This is a genomic window from Variovorax sp. AC194, assembly GCF_979257995.1.
The window spans coordinates 6,244,956-6,263,522 of record NZ_OZ409823.1 but is presented as its reverse complement, the minus strand read 5'-3'; the positions used below and the strand labels follow the sequence as shown (position 1 = coordinate 6,263,522).

At 69.7% G+C, this 18,567-nt stretch carries 15 protein-coding genes; 5 read left to right on the top strand and 10 right to left on the bottom strand.

The annotated features are described in order from the left end of the window. Positions 1-28: 28 nt before the first annotated feature. From ACZYRS_RS29625 to ACZYRS_RS29610, 4 genes are all read right to left on the bottom strand, one after another. Positions 29-928, bottom strand: coding sequence for a hypothetical protein (locus ACZYRS_RS29625; protein WP_463422073.1), 900 nt, complete (start codon positions 926-928; stop codon positions 29-31). Between the two features lie 48 nt (positions 929-976). Further along, a complete protein-coding gene (gene priA, locus ACZYRS_RS29620) occupies positions 977-3,058 on the bottom strand; it encodes a replication restart helicase PriA (RefSeq protein WP_463422556.1) in 2,082 nt (693 codons plus the stop codon). A 493-nt stretch (positions 3,059-3,551) separates the two neighbouring features. After that, positions 3,552-4,661: a uroporphyrinogen decarboxylase gene (gene hemE / locus ACZYRS_RS29615; protein WP_463422072.1), complete on the bottom strand. Its 1,110-nt coding sequence runs from the start codon at positions 4,659-4,661 to the stop codon at positions 3,552-3,554. 33 nt (positions 4,662-4,694) lie between these two features. Continuing rightward, positions 4,695-5,630, bottom strand: a complete 936-nt coding sequence (locus ACZYRS_RS29610) for a LysR family transcriptional regulator (protein ID WP_463422071.1) — start codon at positions 5,628-5,630, stop codon at positions 4,695-4,697. Positions 5,631-5,703: 73 nt separating this feature from the next. Between ACZYRS_RS29610 and ACZYRS_RS29605 the strand changes: the two genes are divergently transcribed. Then, positions 5,704-6,423 carry an SDR family oxidoreductase gene (locus ACZYRS_RS29605; protein WP_463422070.1) on the top strand — a complete coding sequence of 240 codons (720 nt, stop codon included), beginning with the start codon at positions 5,704-5,706 and terminating at the stop codon, positions 6,421-6,423. Between the two features lie 6 nt (positions 6,424-6,429). Here the strand turns inward: ACZYRS_RS29605 and tcuC are convergent, their stop codons facing one another. From tcuC to ACZYRS_RS29585, 4 genes are all read right to left on the bottom strand, one after another. After that, the gene (tcuC, locus tag ACZYRS_RS29600) at positions 6,430-7,773 is read right to left on the bottom strand and encodes an MFS transporter (protein WP_198786399.1); all 1,344 of its coding nucleotides are present in this window, start codon (positions 7,771-7,773) and stop codon (positions 6,430-6,432) included. 126 nt (positions 7,774-7,899) lie between these two features. Next, on the bottom strand, positions 7,900-8,592 hold the full coding sequence (locus ACZYRS_RS29595) for a redoxin domain-containing protein (protein ID WP_463422069.1): 693 nt from the start codon (positions 8,590-8,592) through the stop codon (positions 7,900-7,902). A 94-nt stretch (positions 8,593-8,686) separates the two neighbouring features. Beyond that, positions 8,687-10,918: a protein-disulfide reductase DsbD family protein gene (locus tag ACZYRS_RS29590; protein ID WP_463422068.1), complete on the bottom strand. Its 2,232-nt coding sequence runs from the start codon at positions 10,916-10,918 to the stop codon at positions 8,687-8,689. Positions 10,919-10,962: 44 nt separating this feature from the next. Next, positions 10,963-11,727, bottom strand: coding sequence for an alanyl-tRNA editing protein (locus tag ACZYRS_RS29585; RefSeq protein ID WP_463422067.1), 765 nt, complete (start codon positions 11,725-11,727; stop codon positions 10,963-10,965). Between the two features lie 132 nt (positions 11,728-11,859). Between ACZYRS_RS29585 and ACZYRS_RS29580 the strand changes: the two genes are divergently transcribed. Then, on the top strand, positions 11,860-13,236 hold the full coding sequence (locus tag ACZYRS_RS29580) for a PQQ-dependent sugar dehydrogenase (RefSeq protein ID WP_463422066.1): 1,377 nt from the start codon (positions 11,860-11,862) through the stop codon (positions 13,234-13,236). On the opposite strand, the gene ACZYRS_RS29575 is transcribed toward ACZYRS_RS29580, so the two are convergent. After that, a complete protein-coding gene (locus ACZYRS_RS29575; RefSeq protein ID WP_463422065.1) occupies positions 13,233-14,270 on the bottom strand; it encodes a LacI family DNA-binding transcriptional regulator in 1,038 nt (345 codons plus the stop codon). The genes ACZYRS_RS29580 and ACZYRS_RS29575 overlap by 4 nt on opposite strands. A gap of 145 nt (positions 14,271-14,415) precedes the next feature. On the opposite strand from ACZYRS_RS29575, the gene ACZYRS_RS29570 reads away from it, so the two are divergent. From ACZYRS_RS29570 to ACZYRS_RS29560, 3 genes are read left to right on the top strand one after another with little or no spacing between them, the layout of a single operon-like run. After that, a complete protein-coding gene (locus tag ACZYRS_RS29570; RefSeq protein ID WP_463422064.1) occupies positions 14,416-15,774 on the top strand; it encodes a uracil-xanthine permease family protein in 1,359 nt (452 codons plus the stop codon). Between the two features lie 50 nt (positions 15,775-15,824). Continuing rightward, entirely contained in the window at positions 15,825-17,261 is a 1,437-nt protein-coding gene (locus ACZYRS_RS29565) for an amidohydrolase family protein (protein ID WP_463422063.1), read from the top strand. After that, positions 17,258-17,971 carry a sulfite exporter TauE/SafE family protein gene (locus tag ACZYRS_RS29560; RefSeq protein ID WP_463422062.1) on the top strand — a complete coding sequence of 238 codons (714 nt, stop codon included), beginning with the start codon at positions 17,258-17,260 and terminating at the stop codon, positions 17,969-17,971. Before ACZYRS_RS29565 ends, ACZYRS_RS29560 begins: the two co-directional genes overlap by 4 nt. Here ACZYRS_RS29560 and ACZYRS_RS29555 read toward each other — a convergent pair. Next, entirely contained in the window at positions 17,963-18,541 is a 579-nt protein-coding gene (locus ACZYRS_RS29555; RefSeq protein ID WP_463422061.1) for a GNAT family N-acetyltransferase, read from the bottom strand. The genes ACZYRS_RS29560 and ACZYRS_RS29555 overlap by 9 nt on opposite strands. Between the last annotated feature and the right edge of the window lie 26 nt (positions 18,542-18,567).

Sequence of the window (18,567 nt, the reverse complement as noted above, 5' to 3'; positions counted from 1 at the left end):
ACTGAGTTCTTGGAATGACCGCGTCGCGTCAGGACGCGGCCGGCTGCTGCATGCGCTGGAACTCGTGGCGCTTCATCGTGAGGTAGTCGCTCTTCTCGATTTCGTGAAGCTGCTTTGCATACTGCTCTGTCGCATCGAACCACGCCGCCAGGCGCTGCGCCAGCTGCGCCTGGTCGGGCGCATCCAGGTAGCTGTCGATCGCCAGGTAGTAGCGCATGGTGTTGCGCTCCACCACGCCCCGCACGCCGCCGATGTAGCCGCCTTGCCCCGCGGGCGTGAAGCCGACCTTGTCGCTGCCCAGCGTGGCGAGATAGCCCTTCATCGCGAGCCGCGCCGCGGTGCCGTAGGCATACGCATAGCGCAGGTGGATCGCGGTCTTGCCGCCGTCCACCGGCGAGGCTTCGAACACGATGCTGTAGTCGCGCGTGGAGAGCGGGCCGGTGTCTGCGCTCAGGCGAACGTTCAGGTAGTCCGCATCCGCCTTGCCCAGGGTGTAGGCGAAGGCGATGGTCTGCGCGTCCGCGAGCGGCTGGTCGAACTTGCGGCCGATGGCCACCGCCAGCGTGGTGCCGCCGCTCTTGACCGCGCAGTGCTTGGTGTTGAGGTGAAGCATCAGCACCTGGCACCACGCGGCCGGCTCCCGCAGCGCGCCGCTCACGCGGGCGAAGGGATGGTCCACCAGCGCATAGACGTCACCGCTCAACCGGTCCGCGGCCTCGCTCGATTCGAGCGCGAGCGGACGGCGAAAGGCGTTGCGTTCCAGCTGCGGCGCGAGCGCCTGCAGCTTGGCGCGCAACTCGGCCGCCGGGCCTGTGGCTGACGGCGCGGGCGATGGCTGCGCCAGGGCCAGCATCGAAGCCGCCAGCAGAAAGACGCCGGCACTCATCCGGCGGGCCGTGATGGCGACAGTGGCGATGGAAGTGCTCATCGAATCACCTTGGCGCTCCCCGCTCACGCCCCATGCAGGACAACCGGCTCAGATGCTGTGCGGATCGACGTCGACCAGCCAGCGGATCACGCCCTTGCCCTCGGGCGTGCGCCGCAATTCATGCAGCAGCGGCTGCCAGTTCGCGAGCATGCGCTGCAGCGCGGCGCGCGAGGGGCTTTCGATCAGCATCTGCGCGCGCTCCACGTTGGCCACGCGCTGGATCGACAGCGGCACCGCGGGATAGCGCGTGACGATGTCGGCGCCCGGCAGAGCCTCGGCCGCATCGGCCGCGATGTTCAGGAAGGCCTGCGCCACCGCCTGCTCGCGCGCATCGGCGCGCAGCAGCGCCTGGAACGCGAAGGGCGGCATCGCGGCGGCCTGGCGCTCGTCCAGCTGCTGCTTCGCGAACGCGGCGTAGTCGTGCTTGCGCAGCGCCATGAAGAGCGGGTGCTGCGAGTGGAAGGTCTGGATCCACATCTCGGCGGTCGCGCCCTGCGCGGCGAGGTAGGCGGCGTCGCGCCCGGCGCGGCCGGCCGATTGCATCAAGAGGCTGAACAGCCGCTCGGGCGCGCGGAAGTCGCTGGAGAACAGCGCGCCGTCGGGGTTCACCGCGGCCACCAGCGTGATGCGGCGGAAGTCGTGGCCCTTGGCGATCATCTGCGTGCCCACCAGCACGTCGACCTCGCCCGCGTGCACGGCCGCGAGCTGCGATTCGAGCGCGCCTTGCTTCTTCGTGCTGTCGGCGTCGATGCGCGCGATGCGCACCGCGCTGCCGTCGGGCCGCTTCACGTCCACGAACAGCTCGGCCAAGTGCTCCTCGAGCCGCTCGGTGCCGCGGCCCACGGGCGCGATGTCGGGGTTGCCGCAGGCCGGGCAGGCGCGCGGCACGCGCTCGGTGAAGCCGCAGTGGTGGCAGCGCAGCGTGCGGTCGATCTTGTGGAACACGCGGTAGGCGCTGCAGTGCGGGCATTCGCTCTTCCAGCCGCAGTCGCCGCAGGCCAGCACCGGCGCGTAGCCGCGGCGGTTCAGGAAGATCATGCTCTGCTCGCCGCGCGCGATGCGCTGGCCGATGGCATCGAGCAGCGCGCCCGAGAGCACGGTCTTGGGCGGCTGCAGGTTCATGTCGACCAGCCGCACCGCGGGCAATTCGCCGGCGCCGATGCGCGAGGGCATCTCCAGCCGCACGTAGCGACCGCCCGGGTCGTCGCCCTCGGCGGGGCGGCTCTGGTGCCAGCTCTCGAGCGAGGGCGTGGCCGAGCCGAGGATCACCTTCGCGCCCTCGCGCTGGCCGCGCCATACGGCCAGGTCGCGCGCCGAATAACGCGCGCCTTCCTGCTGCTTGTAGCTCGGGTCGTGTTCCTCGTCGACCACGATGAGCTTCAACCCCGGGATCGACGCGAACACCGCCATGCGCGTGCCCAGCACGATGCGCGCGGCGCCGCCGTGCGCCGCGAGCCAGCTTGCCAGCCGCTGCGGATTCGTCATGCCGCTGTGCAGCGACACCACCGCCTCGTCGCCGAAGCGCGCCTTGAAGCGCGCTTCCAGCTGCGGCGTGAGGTTGATCTCGGGCACCATCACCAGCGCCTGCGCCTCGGGGTCGCGCGCGAGCAGGTCGGCCACGCAGCGCAGGTACACCTCGGTCTTGCCGCTGCCGGTGCTGCCCACCAGGAGGAAGGTGCCGCTCTCGGCCTCGATGCGGGCAAGGGCGGCCGTCTGCTCGGGGCTCAACGCGATCAGGTTGGCGGCTTCGGCCGTCTGGGCGACGGGGCCGGTCGTCGTCTTGCGCTTGAGGCGGCGCGCGAGCTGCGTCGTCGTCAGGTCGCGCAGTTGCGGCGGGAGGGACGCCAGGGCGATCTCGCCGATGGAGCGCTGGTAGTAGCGCGCGGCAAAGGCCACGAGATCGCGCCAGGCCTCGCCGAGCGGCGCCAGCGCGTCAAGCGCGGCGCCCACGGGCTTGAGCGCCATGTCGGGCTCGGCACCCTCGAGCGAGGTGGGTGGATTCCACACCACGCCCAGCACCTCGCGCCGGCCCAGCGGCACCCGCACCAGCGTGCCGGGCACGAGCGGCGCCGCGCCGGCGTAGCTCAGCAGGTCGCCGAGCGCGGCGTGCGCCGGCGTCTGCACCGCGATATCGAGCCGCCATGCCTCGCTCGCCGGCGCGCTTTCGGGCGGCGGCGGAGGGGAGTTACCCGGGGTCGGGGCGTCCGTTTCGGGGGCGGGGCCGGCAGTGGAAATGGAAGACCTTCTTGGCAACGGTTGTTAATGCGACTTTGAGCAAATCCACTTAAGTTGTTGATTTTTCAGTGCTTTGCCAGCCATCCAGAGTTTCTGTGGATAACTTTGTTGACAACAAGGCTCGACACGCTGGGGAGCCTTGAAAATCAAGGCTCTCGCTGGATTGCCCCAAAAAAAAGCAAAGTTCAAATCCTATATAAATCAACAACTTACGCGTGCTATTGGTTTGGGAGCAAAGACGCCGGTACCTCAGATAATCTTGCGCACTGCAACACGGGTTTTGTGCATAAGTCGGACCCACTAGACCGTTTTTAGGCTTGACAAACGGCGGCGGACCGATTTTCCAGGGCGCCCCGCGCTTCCACGCGGCGGCCCGCAAGTCACAGTTTTAACCGCGCAGGGCGCGCGACTGCGTGTGCACCGCTTCGACCAGCGCCGCCACATGGTCGGGCGGCGTGAACTGGCTGATGCCATGGCCCAGGTTGAAGATGTGCGTCGGGCCTTGCGCGGCGCGGTCTGCGTGGGGTCTGCCGAATGCCTTGAGCACCTTCGCCACCTCGGCCTCGATCTGCGCGGGCGGCGCGAACAGCACGTTCGGATCGATGTTGCCCTGCAGCGCCTTGGCCTGGCCGTCGGTGCCTTCGGCGACCTGGCGGCGCGCGGCGGCGAGGTTCACGGTCCAGTCCACGCCGAGCACTTCGCAGTCGAGCGCGCGCATCGCTTCGAGCCAGAGGCCGCCGCCCTTGGTGAACACGATGCGCGGCACGGGCTGGCCGTCGGCGCCGGTGCGTTTGAGGCCCGCCAGCACGCGTGCCGTGTAGGCGAGGCTGAATTCCTGGAAGGCGCCGTCGGCCAGCACGCCGCCCCAGCTGTCGAAGATCATCACGGCCTGCGCGCCCGCGTCGATCTGCGCGTTGAGGTACGTGGCCACCGAATCGGCATTGACCGCGAGCACGCGGTGCATCAGGTCGGGGCGGCTGTAGAGCATGCTTTTCACGAGCCGGTAGTCGCTGGAGCCCGCGCCTTCGACCATGTAGCAGGCCAGCGTCCATGGGCTGCCCGAGAAGCCGATGAGCGGCACGCGGCCGTCGAGCGCGCGGCGGATCGAGGCCACGGCGTCGAACACGTAGCGCAGCTTTTGCATGTCGGGCACTTCGAGCGCGGCGACGGCCGCTTCATCGCGCACCGGGCGGGCGAAGCGCGGGCCTTCGCCGGCCTCGAACGACAGGCCCAGGCCCATCGCGTCGGGCACGGTGAGGATGTCGGAGAACAGGATGGCCGCATCCAGCGGATAGCGCGCGAGCGGCTGCAGCGTGACTTCGGTGGCGTAGTCGGTGTTGGTCGCGAGGCCCATGAAGCTGCCGGCCTTGGCGCGCGTGGCGACGTACTCCGGCAGGTAGCGGCCGGCCTGGCGCATCAGCCAGACGGGCGTGTGATCGGTGGCCTGGCGCCAGCAGGCTCGCAGGAAAGTGTCGTTTTGCAATGGGGCGAAAGGCATTTCCCGATTGTCGCAGGGGCCCCGCGCACCGGATCAACGCACGGGTTTGCCGCCAAAAACCTCGTGGATCAGCGAAATGAGCCACTGCAGGCCCAGGTCGCCGTCGTGAGCGGCCGTCCACAGGAGCGACACCTCGTAGCTGGGCGAGTCGAAGGGCAGCGGGCTGACCGCCAGCCCCAGCGCATCGCGCCAGGTGGCCGCCGCGAAGGTGGGCACGGTGGTGATCGCGGGCATCTGCCGCACGATGAAGGGGCTGGTGGCGAAGTTGCGGCTCGAGAACACCACCTGGCGCGCGAGCCCTTGTTCGCGCAACAGTTCGTCGACCAGGCCGCTCAGGTCGGCGCTGAACGAGGTGAGCAGGTGTGGATGGCGCAGGTACTCCTTCAACGTCACCCGCTTGCCGCGCACTTTCACGAGCGCGGGGTTGTAGACGCAGACGAAGTGCCAGTCGAACAGCGCCCGCCGGCGGTGCCAGGCGGCGCATTCGGTGAAGACGCCCACGGCCAGTTCGATCTCGGCCGCGTCGAGCATGCCGGGTGCATTGGCGCGATCGGCAGCACGCGCGATGAGCCGCACGCCCGGCGCCTCGGCCGCCAGGCGCTGCATGAGCTGCGGCATCAGCGCGACTTCGAGCGCATCGCTCAGGCCGATGCGGAACACGCGTTCGGCCTTCGCGGGGTCGAACGCCGGCTTCGCATGCAGCGCCTGCTGCAGCGAGAGCAGCAGCGGTTCGATGACGCGTGCGAACTCGACCGCGCGGGGCGTGGGCGTCATGCCATGCGAGGTGCGCACGAACAACTCGTCGCCCAGCGCCACGCGCAGGCGCTTGAGTGCGCCGCTCAGCGCCGGCTGGCCGATGAAAAGGCGCTGCGCCGCACGCGTGACGCTGCGTTCGTGCAGCAGTGCGTGGAACACCAGCAGCAGGTTCAGGTCCAGCCGCCTGAAATCACTTTCGTTGATGTGGCTCATGGTTTCAAACGATTTGAATGATAGAGCGGCGCTCCTTAACCTGAAGGCTCATCAGGCAAGCAAAGGATTCGACATGGCTTTGGAACAACAGACAGTGGTGGTGGTCGGCGGCTCGTCCGGCGTGGGCCTGGAGACCGTGCGGCGGCTCGCGGCGACGGGGGCGCGCGTCATCGCGACAGGGCGCGACAACGGCAAGTTGCAGGAAGCGATCGGCGGCATGGGCGCGAAGGTGAGCGGCGCGGCCTTCGATGCCTGCGACCGCGGTGCGCTGGACGCCTTCTTCGAGACGACCGGGCCGATCGATCACCTCGTGCTCACGTTGAGCGGCGGCGAGGGCGCGGGCGAGTTCGCCGAGCTCGACCTGCAGTCGCTGCGGCGCGGCTTCGAGGCGAAGTTCTGGCCGCAGCTCGAAGCGGCGCAGGCGGGGGCGCGGGTGCTGCGCAAGGGCGGCAGCATCACCTTCGTGACGGCGATCTCGGCGCGCAATTCGCTGCCCGGCACCGCGGGGCTCGCGGCCATCAACGGCGCGCTCGAAGCCATGGTCGGCAGCCTGGCGCGCGAACTCAAACCGAGCCGGGTGAATGCCGTGTCACCGGGCCTGGTCGACACGCCCTGGTGGAACCGCATGCCCGCCGCGATGAAGGACGACCTGTTCCGCCAGCAGGTCCAGATCCTGCCCGTCGGCCGCGTGGGCCGGCCAGAGGACGTGGCGCATGCGATCCAGTTCCTGATCGAGAACGGCTACACCACGGGCACGGTGATCGAGTGCGACGGCGGGCTTCGATTGGTCTGAAGAAACTCAGACCACCGGCACGCGCCGCGAATCCGCGGGGCTCACGTTGCGCCGGTAGAGCACCAGCGTGGCGATGAGGCCGCAGATGGCGGCGGCCGTCATCCACAACCCCGGCGCGCCCTTGTCGCCGGTCATCTCGATCAGCCCCGTCGCGATGGCCGGCGTGAAGCCGCCGAACAGCGCCGTCGCCAGGCTGTAGGCCAGCGAGAAACCGGCGGTGCGCACATTGACCGGCATCACCTCGGTGAGCGCCACCACCATCGCGCCGTTGTAGCTCGCGTAGAGGAACGACAGCCACAGCTCCACTTCGAGCATGCGCGCGAAACTCGGCGCGCCCACCAGCCACTTGAGCGACGGGTACGCGGTAAGGATCGTCAGCACCGTGAACAGGATCAGCAGCGGCTTGCGCCCCACGCGGTCCGACAGCGCGCCCATGATCGGCAGCCAGATGAAGTTGGAGACCGCCACGCACAGCGTGACGACGAGCGCATCGGTCGTGCTCAGGTGCAGCACCGACTTGCCGAAGGTCGGCGTGTAGACCGTGATCAAGTAGAACGACACGGTGGTCATCGACACCAGCATCATCCCGGCGACCACCAGGCCCCAGTTGGCGACCATCGACTGGAAGATCTCGCGCGCATCGGGGCGGTGCTTGCGCGCCATGAACTCCTCGGTCTCCTGCAGCGAGCGGCGAATGACGAAGAGCACCGGCACGATCAGGCAGCCGACGAAGAAGGGCACGCGCCAGTAGAAGTCGCCGATCTCCTGCGAGGAGTAGGTCACGTTGAGCCAGTAGCCGAGCGCGGCGGCCACCACGATGGCCACCTGCTGGCTGGCCGACTGCCAGCTCACGTAGAAGCCCTTGCGGCCCGGCGTGGCCATCTCCGAGAGGTACACCGACACGCCGCCCAGTTCCACGCCCGCCGAGAAGCCCTGCAGCAGCCGGCCGATGAGCACCAGGAGCGGCGCGATGACGCCGATGGTCGCGTAGGCCGGCACGCAGGCGATGAGCAGCGTGCCCAGCGCCATGAGCGCGAGCGTGACGATCAGGCCCTTGCGGCGGCCGACGCGGTCGACATACGCGCCCAGGAAGATCGCGCCCAGCGGACGCATCAGGAAGCCCGCGCCGAAGGTCATGAAGGTGAGCATCAGCGAGGCGAACTCGTTGCCCGCGGGGAAGAACGCCTTGGAGATCTGCGTGGCGTAGAAGCCGAACAGGAAGAAGTCGAACATCTCCATGAAGTTGCCGCCGGTCACGCGCAGGACGGTGGCGAATTTCGAGGAGGAGGCGGAAGAGCCTGCGGCGCTGGCGGCCGGGCCTTGCTGCGCAGCGGAGGGCGCGGAGTTCATCTGGTTTGTCCCCTGAGCGATGTGGTGTTCGCCAAGGGTAGGTCGGTCTTCCCGACCGCTAGCTGACGCCGGGGGTCAGGTAGCTGTCACTCGGGGGTGACGACGCGATGCGCGCCAGATCCTGCGTCAGGTCTTGTACTTGATCGAGCAGCCGTAGGGCCGCGTCGTGGCCGCCGAAACCGGCTTGCCGCCGAAGGCCTCGCCCAGCGCCTGGTTCACGTAGTTGGTCGCGGTCTTGATGTCGTCCGCGCGCGCCGACGCGATGCTGTCGATGCCGCCCGCGTACACCAGCATGCCCTTGGGGTCGATGATGAAGATGTGCGGCGTGGTGCGCGCGCCGTAGACCTGGCCGATGACGCCGTCCTCGTCCATCAGCACGGCGGTGGGCGCGGCCGATTGCGACTTCATCCAAGCATCGAGCGCGTCGGCCTTCAGGTAGTCGCTCGCGGCGCGCTCGGTGGAGTTGATGGCCAGCCAGACCACGCCCTTGTCGGTCGCGGCCTTCTGCGTGGCGGGCATGTTGCCGCTGCCGTAGTGCTTGCGCACGAAGGGGCAGCCGGGGTTGGTCCATTCGAGCACGACGAACTTGCCGGCGAAGTCCGAGAGCTTGTGCTTGGCGCCGGTGGTGTCCACGGCCACGAAGTCGGGCGCCTGCTGGCCCACGGCCGGTGCTGCGAAGGCGTTGGTGCCCATCAGGAAGGCCCCGCCGAGCGCGACAGCGGCGGCGACGACGGCACGGCGGGAGGCTCGGCTCAGGGCGGCGCGGGCATGGCGCGCGGCACGAAGGGAACGCGAGTCGGAGGTTGGCGAGAGAGACATGGCCAGCTTGAGCTCCATTAGAAAATTCCAAACGACAACCGCAGCTTAGAACCGTTTCTTCAAGTGCATGTGACAACCCATGTCACGCAGGTGGTCAAAGCGCGGCGAGCGCGGCGCGGACCTCGTCCTTACCCAAAATTTCGGTCAGCACGACCGGCGCCTTGCCCGGCGCCTGCAGCACGTAGACCGGCACGCCGCTGCGGCCGAGCGCGGTGAGCGCGGCGGTGATGGCGGGGTCGCGGCGCGTCCAGTCGGCGCGCAGCATCGCGACCTTCTTGGCATCGAAATCGGCCAGCACGTCGGCGTCGGCCAGCGTGCGCTTCTTGTTGTACTGGCAGGTCACGCACCAGGCGGCCGTGAAGTCGATGAACACCGGCTGGCCGGCACCCGAGAGCTCGCTCACGCGCTCGGCCGACCACGGTTGCCAGCGCTGGGTCGCGGTGCTCGCGGCGAGCTTGGCCGGCTCCACCACCTGCAGCACGTTGCGCCCGATGGCGCCGGTCAGCATGGCGGTGAAGGCGATCAGCACCGTGGCGATCACCAGCCGCGTGCGGCCGCGCAGCGTGAAGGCCCAGACGATGGCCGCCATGCACACCAGCAGCGCCAGCAGCGTGCCCGCGCCGTCGATGCCGCTTTGCTGGCCCAAGATCCAGACCAGCCATGCCACCGTGGCGAACATCGGGAACGCGAGCAGGCGGCGCAGCGTGAGCATCCACGGGCCCGGCTTGGGCAAGAGGTGCGCGATGGCGGGCACGAAGCCGGCCACCAGATACGGCAGCGCGAGACCCAGGCCCAGCGCCGCGAACAGGAGCAGCGCCTGCGCGGCCGGCAGGCCGATCGCGAAGCCGAGCGACACGCCCATGAACGGCGCGGTGCAGGGCGAGGCGATCACCACGGCGAGCACGCCGGAGAGGAAGTCGTTGGCCAGCGGATGCTTGGCTTGCGCGCTGCAGACCGACGAAGGCGCCGCGCGGCCGAACTCGAACACGCCCACGAGGTTCAGGCCGATCAGAGTGAAGAGCCCCGCCAGCACCGCCACCACGCCCGGCGACTGCAGCTGGAAGCCCCAGCCCAGCTGCGCACCGGCCGCGCGCAGCGCGAGCATGGCGCCGCCGAGCGCGAGGAACGACAGCATCACGCCGCCGGTGTAGGCCAGGCCCGCCTTGCGGTGCGCGCTGGCGTTGCCCGCCTGCCGCGCGAAGCCCAGCACCTTGATCGCCAGGATCGGGAACACGCAGGGCATGAGGTTCAGCAACAGGCCGCCGAGCAGGGCGCCCAGCAGCGCCATGGCGAAGGTGCCGGTGGGTTGGGCCGGCAGGTCGGTGGACGATGCCGAGGCGGCGGCATTGGCGGCATTGGCGGCATTGGCAGTGAGCGCGGCCTGCAGTGCGGGCGACACCTCGGCGCGCGCCGGCGTGGCAGCGGCGGGCCAGGTGCCCGCGACCGGCGCTTCCGCGCGCCAGGCCACCGGCTGGCCCGGCTGGCGGTCGGCCTCGGCGAGCGCCACCACCACCGGCATCACCGTGGGGCTCGCGCTGCGCTGGTCGGCCAGCGGCATCGTCGCGGTCCAGGTGCCGCCTTGCCAGCTCTGGGTCCAGTCCGTGCCGGAGACGGCCGCGGTGCGGATCACCTCGGGGGTCTCTGGGAAGAACGCCAGCGTCTTGCCCTGCACGGCGGCCGGCAGGCCCTCGAGCTTGACTTGCAGGTTGTTGCCATTGACCTCGATGCCGCCCGGTTTTGCGAGCGGCTGGGGCTGGGCGGCTTGCGCCGTGTCGAACTCGGCCTTGTGCAGCGCGGTGGAGCCCTGCAGCGGCAGCGAGAGCGTGAATTCGCCCTCTTCGGGAATGCATTCCTTGCGGCAGACCAGCCAGGAGGCCTTGAGCTTCACGTCCATCGCGGGCGTGCCGCCTGCGAGCGCCATCGGCGGTTTGTAGAGCGTCGAGATCTCCAGCGGCACCGGCAGCAGCACGGTGTTCTCGTAGCCGTAGTTGGCGAGGTTGCCGACCGCGATCTTCTCGGGCACCGGCCAGGCGATTTCGCCGGTGGAGACGCCGGCCGGCAGCGTCCAGGTCAGTTCGGTGGGGAGGCCCGAATCGCCGGCATTTTTCCAGTAGGTGTGCCACTCGGGCTGATGGGTGATCTGCAGGCCGACCCAGGCCTGTGCGCCCGGCGAGACGCCGTCCGGCGCATGCGCGATCAGTTCGGCGCGCACATGGGGGGTGGTGACGACGGCCCCGGTCTTGGAAGCCAATTGCGCCGCGGCCGGCATGCTGGCTGCGGCGGTTGCTATCAGAAGCGTAGCGAAATGGATGCGCGAGAAGATCATGCCGTCAGTCGGAGCATTGGGGCGGGGCTAAGTTCCAGAATGTTTCAGGCGGCCGCTGCGGCCCAGCCCAGCACCACGCGCCGGCTGTTGGCGCTTTTCTTCTCGATCTTGGTGACGACTACCGCCCCGACCTCGGCGGTGTTTGCAACATGCGTGCCGCCGCAGGGCTGGAAGTCGATCTGCGCTTCGCCTTCGCCCGCGCCGCCGATGCGGATGGTGCGCACCGTGCCCGTGCCGCGCGGCGGCTGCACGCTCATGCTCTTGACGAGGGCCGGGTTCGCGTCGAGCTCCTCGTCGGTGATCGCACCCACGGTCAGCGGATGGGCCGCCTCGACCAGCCGCGCAAGGCCGGCCGTGAGCGTTTCCTTGTCCAGCGGATCGGTCATGTGGAAATCGATGCGCGCGTAGTCGGGCGTGATCGAGCAGCCGTTCACCGGCACCGGCACGAGGTGGCACAGGAGGTGGGAGGCGGTGTGAAAGCGCATCAGCCGGTGGCGGCGTTCCCAGTCCAGGCGTGCGGTGACGGTGTCGCCGGGCTTCAGCGCGGCCAGCAGGTCGGCCTGTTCGGGCGCCGGCACATGAAGGAATTCGTTGGTGGGCAGGCCTTCTTCGTTCTTGGCCTTGCGGGTGTCGGCGATGACGACTTCGCGGCCGTCGGCCAAAGCCAGCACGCCGGCGTCTCCAGCCTGCCCGCCGCCCAGCGGATAGAACACCGTGCGGTCCAGCACGATGCCGGTCTCGTCGATGCGCACGATGCGGGCTTCGCAGGCGCGCAGGTAGGCGTCGGCACGGAACAGGTCGTCGGTCATGCGGCGATGGTAGCGGCGATGCGCGATTGGGGTGCGCCCACGCCAGAAAGCGCCCACGACCGACAACCGCCGGGCCGGGCGGCCGGGGATGATCCGCCCGGTACGCGGCCTTCGCCGCGCAAGGATCACCGCATGAAAGCTCCGCAGCAAGCACCCACCCGCATGGCCGCTTCGATCTGGCAGTTTTCCGCGCTGGCGGTCGCGGCGACATTGCTCGCCGGCTGCGGCGAGGCCGCCAAGCTCGCCCCCGAGGTCACGACCGGCCCCCGCCCGCAACTGGCCGAGCCGAACAAGACCCTGATTCCCACCGTCAACGTCGCAACCGCCGTCGGCTGGACCGACACCGCCGCGCCTACGCCCGCCGAGGGCCTGCGCGTGACGGCGCTGGCGCGCGGCCTGGACCACCCGCGCTGGGTCTACACCCTGCCCAACGGCGACGTGCTGGTGGCCGAGAGCAACAAGCCGCCCAAGCCCGGTGGCAGCAACGACGGCGGCAGCGGGCCGATCGCCAAGATCCGCAACTGGGTCATGGGCAAGGTCATGGGGCGCGCGGGCGCGGGCGTGCCCAGCGCCAACCGCATCACTCTCTTGCGCGATGCCGACGGCGACGGCGTGGCCGAGGTCAAGCAGGTCTTCATGACCAACCTGATGTCGCCCTACGGCATGGCGCTGGTGGGCAACGAGCTCTTCATCGCCAACGCCGATGCGCTCGTGAAGGTGCCCTACGTCGAGGGCGAGACCTCGGTGAAGGTCAACCCGACGCTGGTCACGCAGCTGCCCGCGGGCATCAACCACCACTGGACCAAGAACGTGATCGCCAACGCCGATGGCACCAAGCTCTACGTGACGGTCGGCTCCAACAGCAACATCGGCGAGAACGGCCTGGCGGCCGAAGAAGGCCGCGCCGCGATCTGGGAGGTTGATGCGAAGACGGGCGAGAAGCGCCTCTTCGCGAGCGGCCTGCGCAACCCCAACGGCATGGGCTGGGACCCCGACACCAACGCCCTGTGGACCGTGGTGAACGAGCGCGACGAGATCGGCAGCGACCTCGTGCCCGACTACCTCACCTCGGTGAAGGAGGGCGCCTTCTACGGCTGGCCCTGGACCTATTACGGCGGCATCGTCGATGCGCGCGTGACGCCGCAGAACCCGGACATGGCGGCCAAGGCCATCGCGCCCGACTACGCGCTCGGCTCGCACGTCGCGCCGCTGGGCATGACCTTCTCGCACGCGCGCGGCATGCCGCCGGAGTTCGCGAGCGGCGTCTTCATCGGCGAGCACGGCTCGTGGAACCGAAAGCCCAAGTCGGGCTACAAGGTGGTGTTCGTGCCCTTCATCGGCGGCAAGCCGAGCGGGCCGCCGGTGGACATCCTCACCGGCTTTCTCACCGCCGACGAAAAGGCGCAGGGCCGGCCGGTGGGCGTGGCGCTCGACAAGAGCGGCGCGCTGCTGGTGGCCGACGACGTGGGCAACGCGGTGTGGCGCGTGTCGCGCGCCAAGCCGAACTAGGCTGACTGGCCGCGGCGCGCGGACGACTCGCGCGCCACGAGCTGCGCCACCGGCCCTTCGACGCGGTGGCGGCTCCTGTCGCCGCGCAGGTGATCGAACAGCAGCGCGATGGCCTGCTGCGCGACTTCTTCCAGGTGCAGGTCCACCGCGGTGAGGGGCGGCACGCAGGTGCGCGCGCGCGGCCCGTCGTAGCGGGTGGCGACCATCACGTCCTCCGGAATGCGCCGGCCCGATTCGGCGACGGCCGCGACCGCGCCCGAGGCGAAGGCGTCCACCGGAATGCAGAAGGCGTCGATGTCGGGGTGGGCCGCCAGCAGCGCCAGCGCGGCCTCCCTGCCGCCGCGCTCGCCGCTGGCCTCGTCGATCAGTGACAGCAGCGCGGGCTGGCCGCGCCCGGCGGCGAAGCGCTCGTACGCCGCCCGGGCCTCCACATAGGAATTGCGCTGCGCGGCGCCCAGGATCATCGCGACCTTGCGCGCGCCCTGTTCATGCAGGTGGTCGAGCAGCAGCTGCGTCGTCCGTGCGGAATGGATGTCGACATACGGCGGCATGGCGGGGCCTTCCGCCGGCTTGCCGATGGCCACGACCGGGAGGCCCCGGCGCACGAGGTATTCGAGGTTCGCGTCGCCCGCGGAGGGCTCGATCACCAGGGCGCCGTCCACGTCCAGCAGTTCCATCGGCATTCGCCCGCTTTCCATGGGCGGCGCCAGCACCAGCGCGAGGCTGCGGTTCAGCGCCTCGGCGGCGGCCACGGCGGCCACTTCCATCATGAAGCCCAGGCGCGACGGGCCGCCGGCCACCGCGAAGGGCATCGATGACAGCAGCACGATCATGTGCGCCTCGCCCGTGCGCAGCCGCTGGGCATTCCGGTTGGGGCGGTAGCCCAGCTTCAGGGCGGCCTGCTCGATGCGCGCGCGGGTCTCGGCGTCGACTTGGCCGCGGGCGTTGAGCGCGTGGGACACGGTGGTCGGCGACACGCCGGCTTCCCGGGCCACGTCCTTGATGTTTGCCCGCGGCGATGGATTGGTGCTCATCCCGTTGACCTTTTCCAAAAGCGGTGATTCAATTCCCAAATCGTTTTGGGCGACTGGCCCGGAATGTACTCCACCGCCCCAGGCGGCTTTTTTTCCTTCGTCACCCAAATCGATTTGGGCGAGAGCCCGGTCAAAGGAATCGATCATGTCCCGTGTTTCCGACGCCCCTGCCGTCGACGCCGTGCTGCCCGTTTCGCAACTGCTGCTGTTCGGCCTGCAGCATGTGCTGGTGATGGCGGCCGTGCCCATCACGTCCGTGTTCCTCGTGGCCAAGGCGCTGGGCCTGCCGGCCGCGCTCACCGTCAACCTCATCAGCGCCACCTTCCTCCTGTGCGGCGTGGGGACGCTGCTGCAGTCGTTCGGGCCGTGGAAGTTCGGCGCGCGCCTGCCCTTCGTGATGGTGCCGGGCGGCGCGCCGATCGTGATGTTCGTGACCATCGCGCAGCAGCGCGACCTGCAGACCGCCTCGGGCGCGGTGATCCTCACGGCGCTGTTCTATTTCCTCGTGCTGCCGGTGTTCGCGCGGTGCCTTCGGTACTTTCCGAAGATCGTCATCGGCACGCTGCTGCTGCTGGTGTCGATCAACCTGGTGAAGGTGTACGGCGGCATCATCGCGGGCAAGGCCGGCACGCCCACCTTCGCGGACCCGGTGAACATCGGCCTGGCGCTCGCGACCATCGGCTTCACGGTGCTGTTCGCGCGCCTGTTCAAGGGCACGCTGGGCCAGCTCGCGGTGCTGCTGGGCCTGCTGGCCGGCACGGTGCTGGCGGCCGGTTGCGGGCTGATGGATTTCGGCACTGTCGCCACAGGCCCCTTCTGGAGCCTGCCGACGCTGCTGCCCTTCGGCATGCCGCGCTTCGACCTCGTGGCGGCCGTGCCGCTCCTGGTCTTCAGCGTCATCTCGATGGTCGAGGCCACCGGCCAGACCGTGGCGGTGGCCGAGGTGGTGGGCCGCAGGATCGATCCGCGCGACGCCGTGCCCCGCACCATCCGCGGCGATGCGCTGATGTCGCTGGCGGGCGGTTTCTTCGGCACCTCGATGATCATCACCAGCGGCGAGAACATCGGCATCGTGCGCGCCACCAACGTGCGCTCGCGCTACGTCACGGCGACGGCCGGCGCGATCCTGATCCTGATCGCGCTGTCGGCGCCGCTTGGCCGGCTGGCCAGCGCCATTCCCGCGGCCGTGGTCGGCGGCACCGCGATGGTGGTGTTCGCGATCATCGGCACGATGGGCATCGACATGCTGCGCAAGGTCGACCTGCACGAGCGCGGCAACATGTTCGTGCTGGCCGGCGCGCTCACCATGGGCCTCCTGCCCATCCTCGTGCCGGGCCTGTACAGCCGCTTTCCGGACACGCTGCAGCTGGTGCTGGGCAACGGCCTGGCCATGGGCTCGCTCACGGCGGTGCTGCTGAACGTGATCTTCAACCGCACGCACGCCGAAATGTCCGCGGCGGCCGAGCCCGCCGAGCCCGCCGAGATGGCCTCGGCGCCGCACTGAGTCGCCACGTTTTCTTTTCTTTTTCTTCGCTCCCGTCTTCTTTTTTCACCATGTCTCCTGAACTCGATGCCGCGCTCTTCGCGGCCGACGAGCTGCTGCTCGTTCCCGACCACCTCATGCTGCGCGACGGCCCTGTGATCGGCCATGCCGTGCACGTGGCCGGCGGGCGTTTTCGCGACGTCGGCCCCGCCGAGGTGCTGGCCGCGCGCCATCCGCACCTCGTGCCCGTGCTGCTGCCCGGCAAGCTGCTGATGCCGGGAATGATCGACGCGCACCACCACCTCACGCAGTCCTTCGGCAAGTCGCTGGCCTACGGCGAGCCCTCGGAGATCTTCCGGCGCGTGTGGGTGCCGCTCGAGTCGAGCCTGGACGACGAGTTCGTCTACCTGGCTTCCAAGCTCGCGGCGCTCGAGTCGCTGCGCGGCGGCTTCACCACCGTGTGCGACGCGGGCACGCGCGCGCCGGGCGACATCGGCGCGGTCGCGGCGGCCGTGCAGGAGGCGGGGCTGCGCTGCGTGCTGGGCCTGATCTGCAACGACGGCGGCAACGACAGCAGCGCGGTCGAGCGCGAGGCCATCCGCTCGCACGCCGCGCGCTTCCTGGCGCAATGGTCGAACGCACCGCTGGTGCATCCGTCGCTCGCCATCTCGGTGCCCGAGGCGGCCTCCGACGAGATGCTGGCCGGCGTGTCCGAGCTGTGCGCCGAGGCGCGCACCGTGTTCCAGACGCATGTGAACGAGCACCTCGCGTCGGTCGAGCGCTCGGTGGTGCAGCGCGGCCGGCGGCCACTGGAGTTGCTCGCGCAGCTCGGCGCGCTCGGCCCGCAGGTGCTGATCGCGCACGGCACGCTCGTCACGCCGTCGGAGCTCATGCTGCTGCGCGACACCGACACCGCCGTGAGCTACAACCCCGTGGCCAGCCAGTGGAAGGGCAACGCCGTGGCGCCCGCGAACCTGATGGCTGCGCTGGGCATCCGCTTCGGCCTGGGCACCGACGCCACGCGCAGCGACGCCTTCCGCCTGATGGACGCGGCCGAGGCCGCGCAGAAGCTGGCCTTCGGCATGGCCATCGGCGATGCCTCGAGCGGCGGCGGCTGGACCTGGCTGGACCACGCAACGCACGAGGGCGCGCGCGCCGTAGGGCTCGGGCATCTCACCGGCGAGATCGCCGTGGGCAAGGCGGCCGACTTCCTCGTCGTGGATGTCGACACGCCCGAGATGTGCACCTCCGTCGATCTCACCTGGGACCTGGTGCGCCTGGGCAACCGCGACCAGATCACCGCCGTGTTCGTCGACGGGCGCCTGCGCCTGTGGGAGGGCTGGCCGCCCGACTGGGACGCGCGGGCGCTGCAGCAGCGGCTCGCGCGCGCGGCGCATGCGGCCATCGAACGCGCGCCCATCGTGCGCCTGCACCCCACGGCGGCCGAGCATCGCCGCCTGTCCGCGAACCGCATGGACGGCGCCACCGGCGCCCGGAACGTTCAGTGAGCGCGCAGCACCTTCTCCTCGTCTCGCTCGCCGTGCTGTTCGCCGCCTTCGTGCAGGGCGCGACCGGCGTGGGTTTCGCGCTCATCGCCGCGCCGGTGATCGGCATCGTGCGCCCCGACCTGCTGCCGGTGTGCGTGCTGGTGCTGATGCTGCCGCTCAACTTCTACGTGATGTGGCGCGAGCGCGGCGCGATCGACCGCACCGGTGCCCGCTGGATCACCGGCGGCCGCGTCGTCGGCACGGCAGGCGGCCTGTGGGTGCTGGCGGCGCTGAGCGCGGGCCAGCTGTCGCTGTTCGTGGGCGCATCGACCATCGCGGCGGCGCTGGTCACGCTGATGATGCCGGCCTTCTCGCCCGGGCGTTCGGCCTTCGTGGCGGCGGGGTTGGTCACCGGCATCACAGAGACCGCGACCGGCATCGGCGGGCCGCCGCTGGCGCTGGTCTACCAGCACGAGCGCGCGCCCACCATGCGCTCGACCATCGCGCTGTGCTTCCTGGTCGGCGAACTGGTGTCGCTCGCCACGCTGATGGCGACCGGCCGCATCGACGGCTCGCAGCTGCGCGCCGCGGCCCTGCTGCTGCCCGCGCTGGCGGTGGGCGCCGTGCTCAGCCGCGTGGTGCATCGCCGCGTCAACGGGCGCGTGCTGCGGGTCTTCGTGCAGGTCTTCGCGATCGTCTCGGGCGTGGCGCTGCTGTTGCATTCATTCTGAAGCGGCGTGCGCGGCGGCCCATGCCGCGCGGCCCAGACGGTATAGGCGGTGGCGGCGCAGCGGGTGGCCCTCGGGCACCAGCGGATGGTCGAACGCACCGGCCACGTCCTCGTGCATGCCCAGCCGCTCCATCACCGCGGCCGAGCGCAGGTTGCCGATTGCGGTAAAGGCCACGATCTCGTCGAACCCGAGGCGCTCGAAGCCCACCTGCAGCGCCCCGCGCGCGGCCTCGGTCGCGAAACCCTGGCCCCAGGTGTGGCGCGCGAAGCGCCAGCCGATCTCGACGCAGGGCGAGAAGGGCAGCGTGGCCACCGGCACGTTGAGCCCTGTGAAGCCGATGAATTCGCCCGTGGCCTTGTGCTCCACGGCCCAGAAGCCCCAGCCGTTCTCGGCGATGCGGGCTCTGACGCGTTCGACCATCGCATCGCTGTCCGCGCGCGTGGGCAGTGGCAGCAAGAACTCCATGACCTGCGGGTCGGCGGCCATGGCGGCGAAGGGGGCGCAATCGCTCTCGCGCCACTGGCGCAGGCGAAGGCGGTCGGTGTCGAATTCGATCAGGGGCGCATTCATGCCGCGATTGTGAATCAGCGCATATG

Coding starts and splice junctions, on each gene's coding strand:
- ACZYRS_RS29590 (WP_463422068.1), bottom strand. CDS start 10,918: ATGATCTTCTCGCGCATCCATTTCGCTACGCTTCTGATAGCAACCGCC.
- tcuC (WP_198786399.1), bottom strand. CDS start 7,773: ATGAACTCCGCGCCCTCCGCTGCGCAGCAAGGCCCGGCCGCCAGCGCC.
- ACZYRS_RS29580 (WP_463422066.1), top strand. CDS start 11,860: ATGAAAGCTCCGCAGCAAGCACCCACCCGCATGGCCGCTTCGATCTGG.
- ACZYRS_RS29605 (WP_463422070.1), top strand. CDS start 5,704: ATGGCTTTGGAACAACAGACAGTGGTGGTGGTCGGCGGCTCGTCCGGC.
- ACZYRS_RS29555 (WP_463422061.1), bottom strand. CDS start 18,541: ATGAATGCGCCCCTGATCGAATTCGACACCGACCGCCTTCGCCTGCGC.
- hemE (WP_463422072.1), bottom strand. CDS start 4,661: ATGCCTTTCGCCCCATTGCAAAACGACACTTTCCTGCGAGCCTGCTGG.
- ACZYRS_RS29625 (WP_463422073.1), bottom strand. CDS start 928: ATGAGCACTTCCATCGCCACTGTCGCCATCACGGCCCGCCGGATGAGT.
- ACZYRS_RS29575 (WP_463422065.1), bottom strand. CDS start 14,270: ATGAGCACCAATCCATCGCCGCGGGCAAACATCAAGGACGTGGCCCGG.
- ACZYRS_RS29565 (WP_463422063.1), top strand. CDS start 15,825: ATGTCTCCTGAACTCGATGCCGCGCTCTTCGCGGCCGACGAGCTGCTG.
- ACZYRS_RS29610 (WP_463422071.1), bottom strand. CDS start 5,630: ATGAGCCACATCAACGAAAGTGATTTCAGGCGGCTGGACCTGAACCTG.
- ACZYRS_RS29570 (WP_463422064.1), top strand. CDS start 14,416: ATGTCCCGTGTTTCCGACGCCCCTGCCGTCGACGCCGTGCTGCCCGTT.
- ACZYRS_RS29595 (WP_463422069.1), bottom strand. CDS start 8,592: ATGTCTCTCTCGCCAACCTCCGACTCGCGTTCCCTTCGTGCCGCGCGC.
- ACZYRS_RS29585 (WP_463422067.1), bottom strand. CDS start 11,727: ATGACCGACGACCTGTTCCGTGCCGACGCCTACCTGCGCGCCTGCGAA.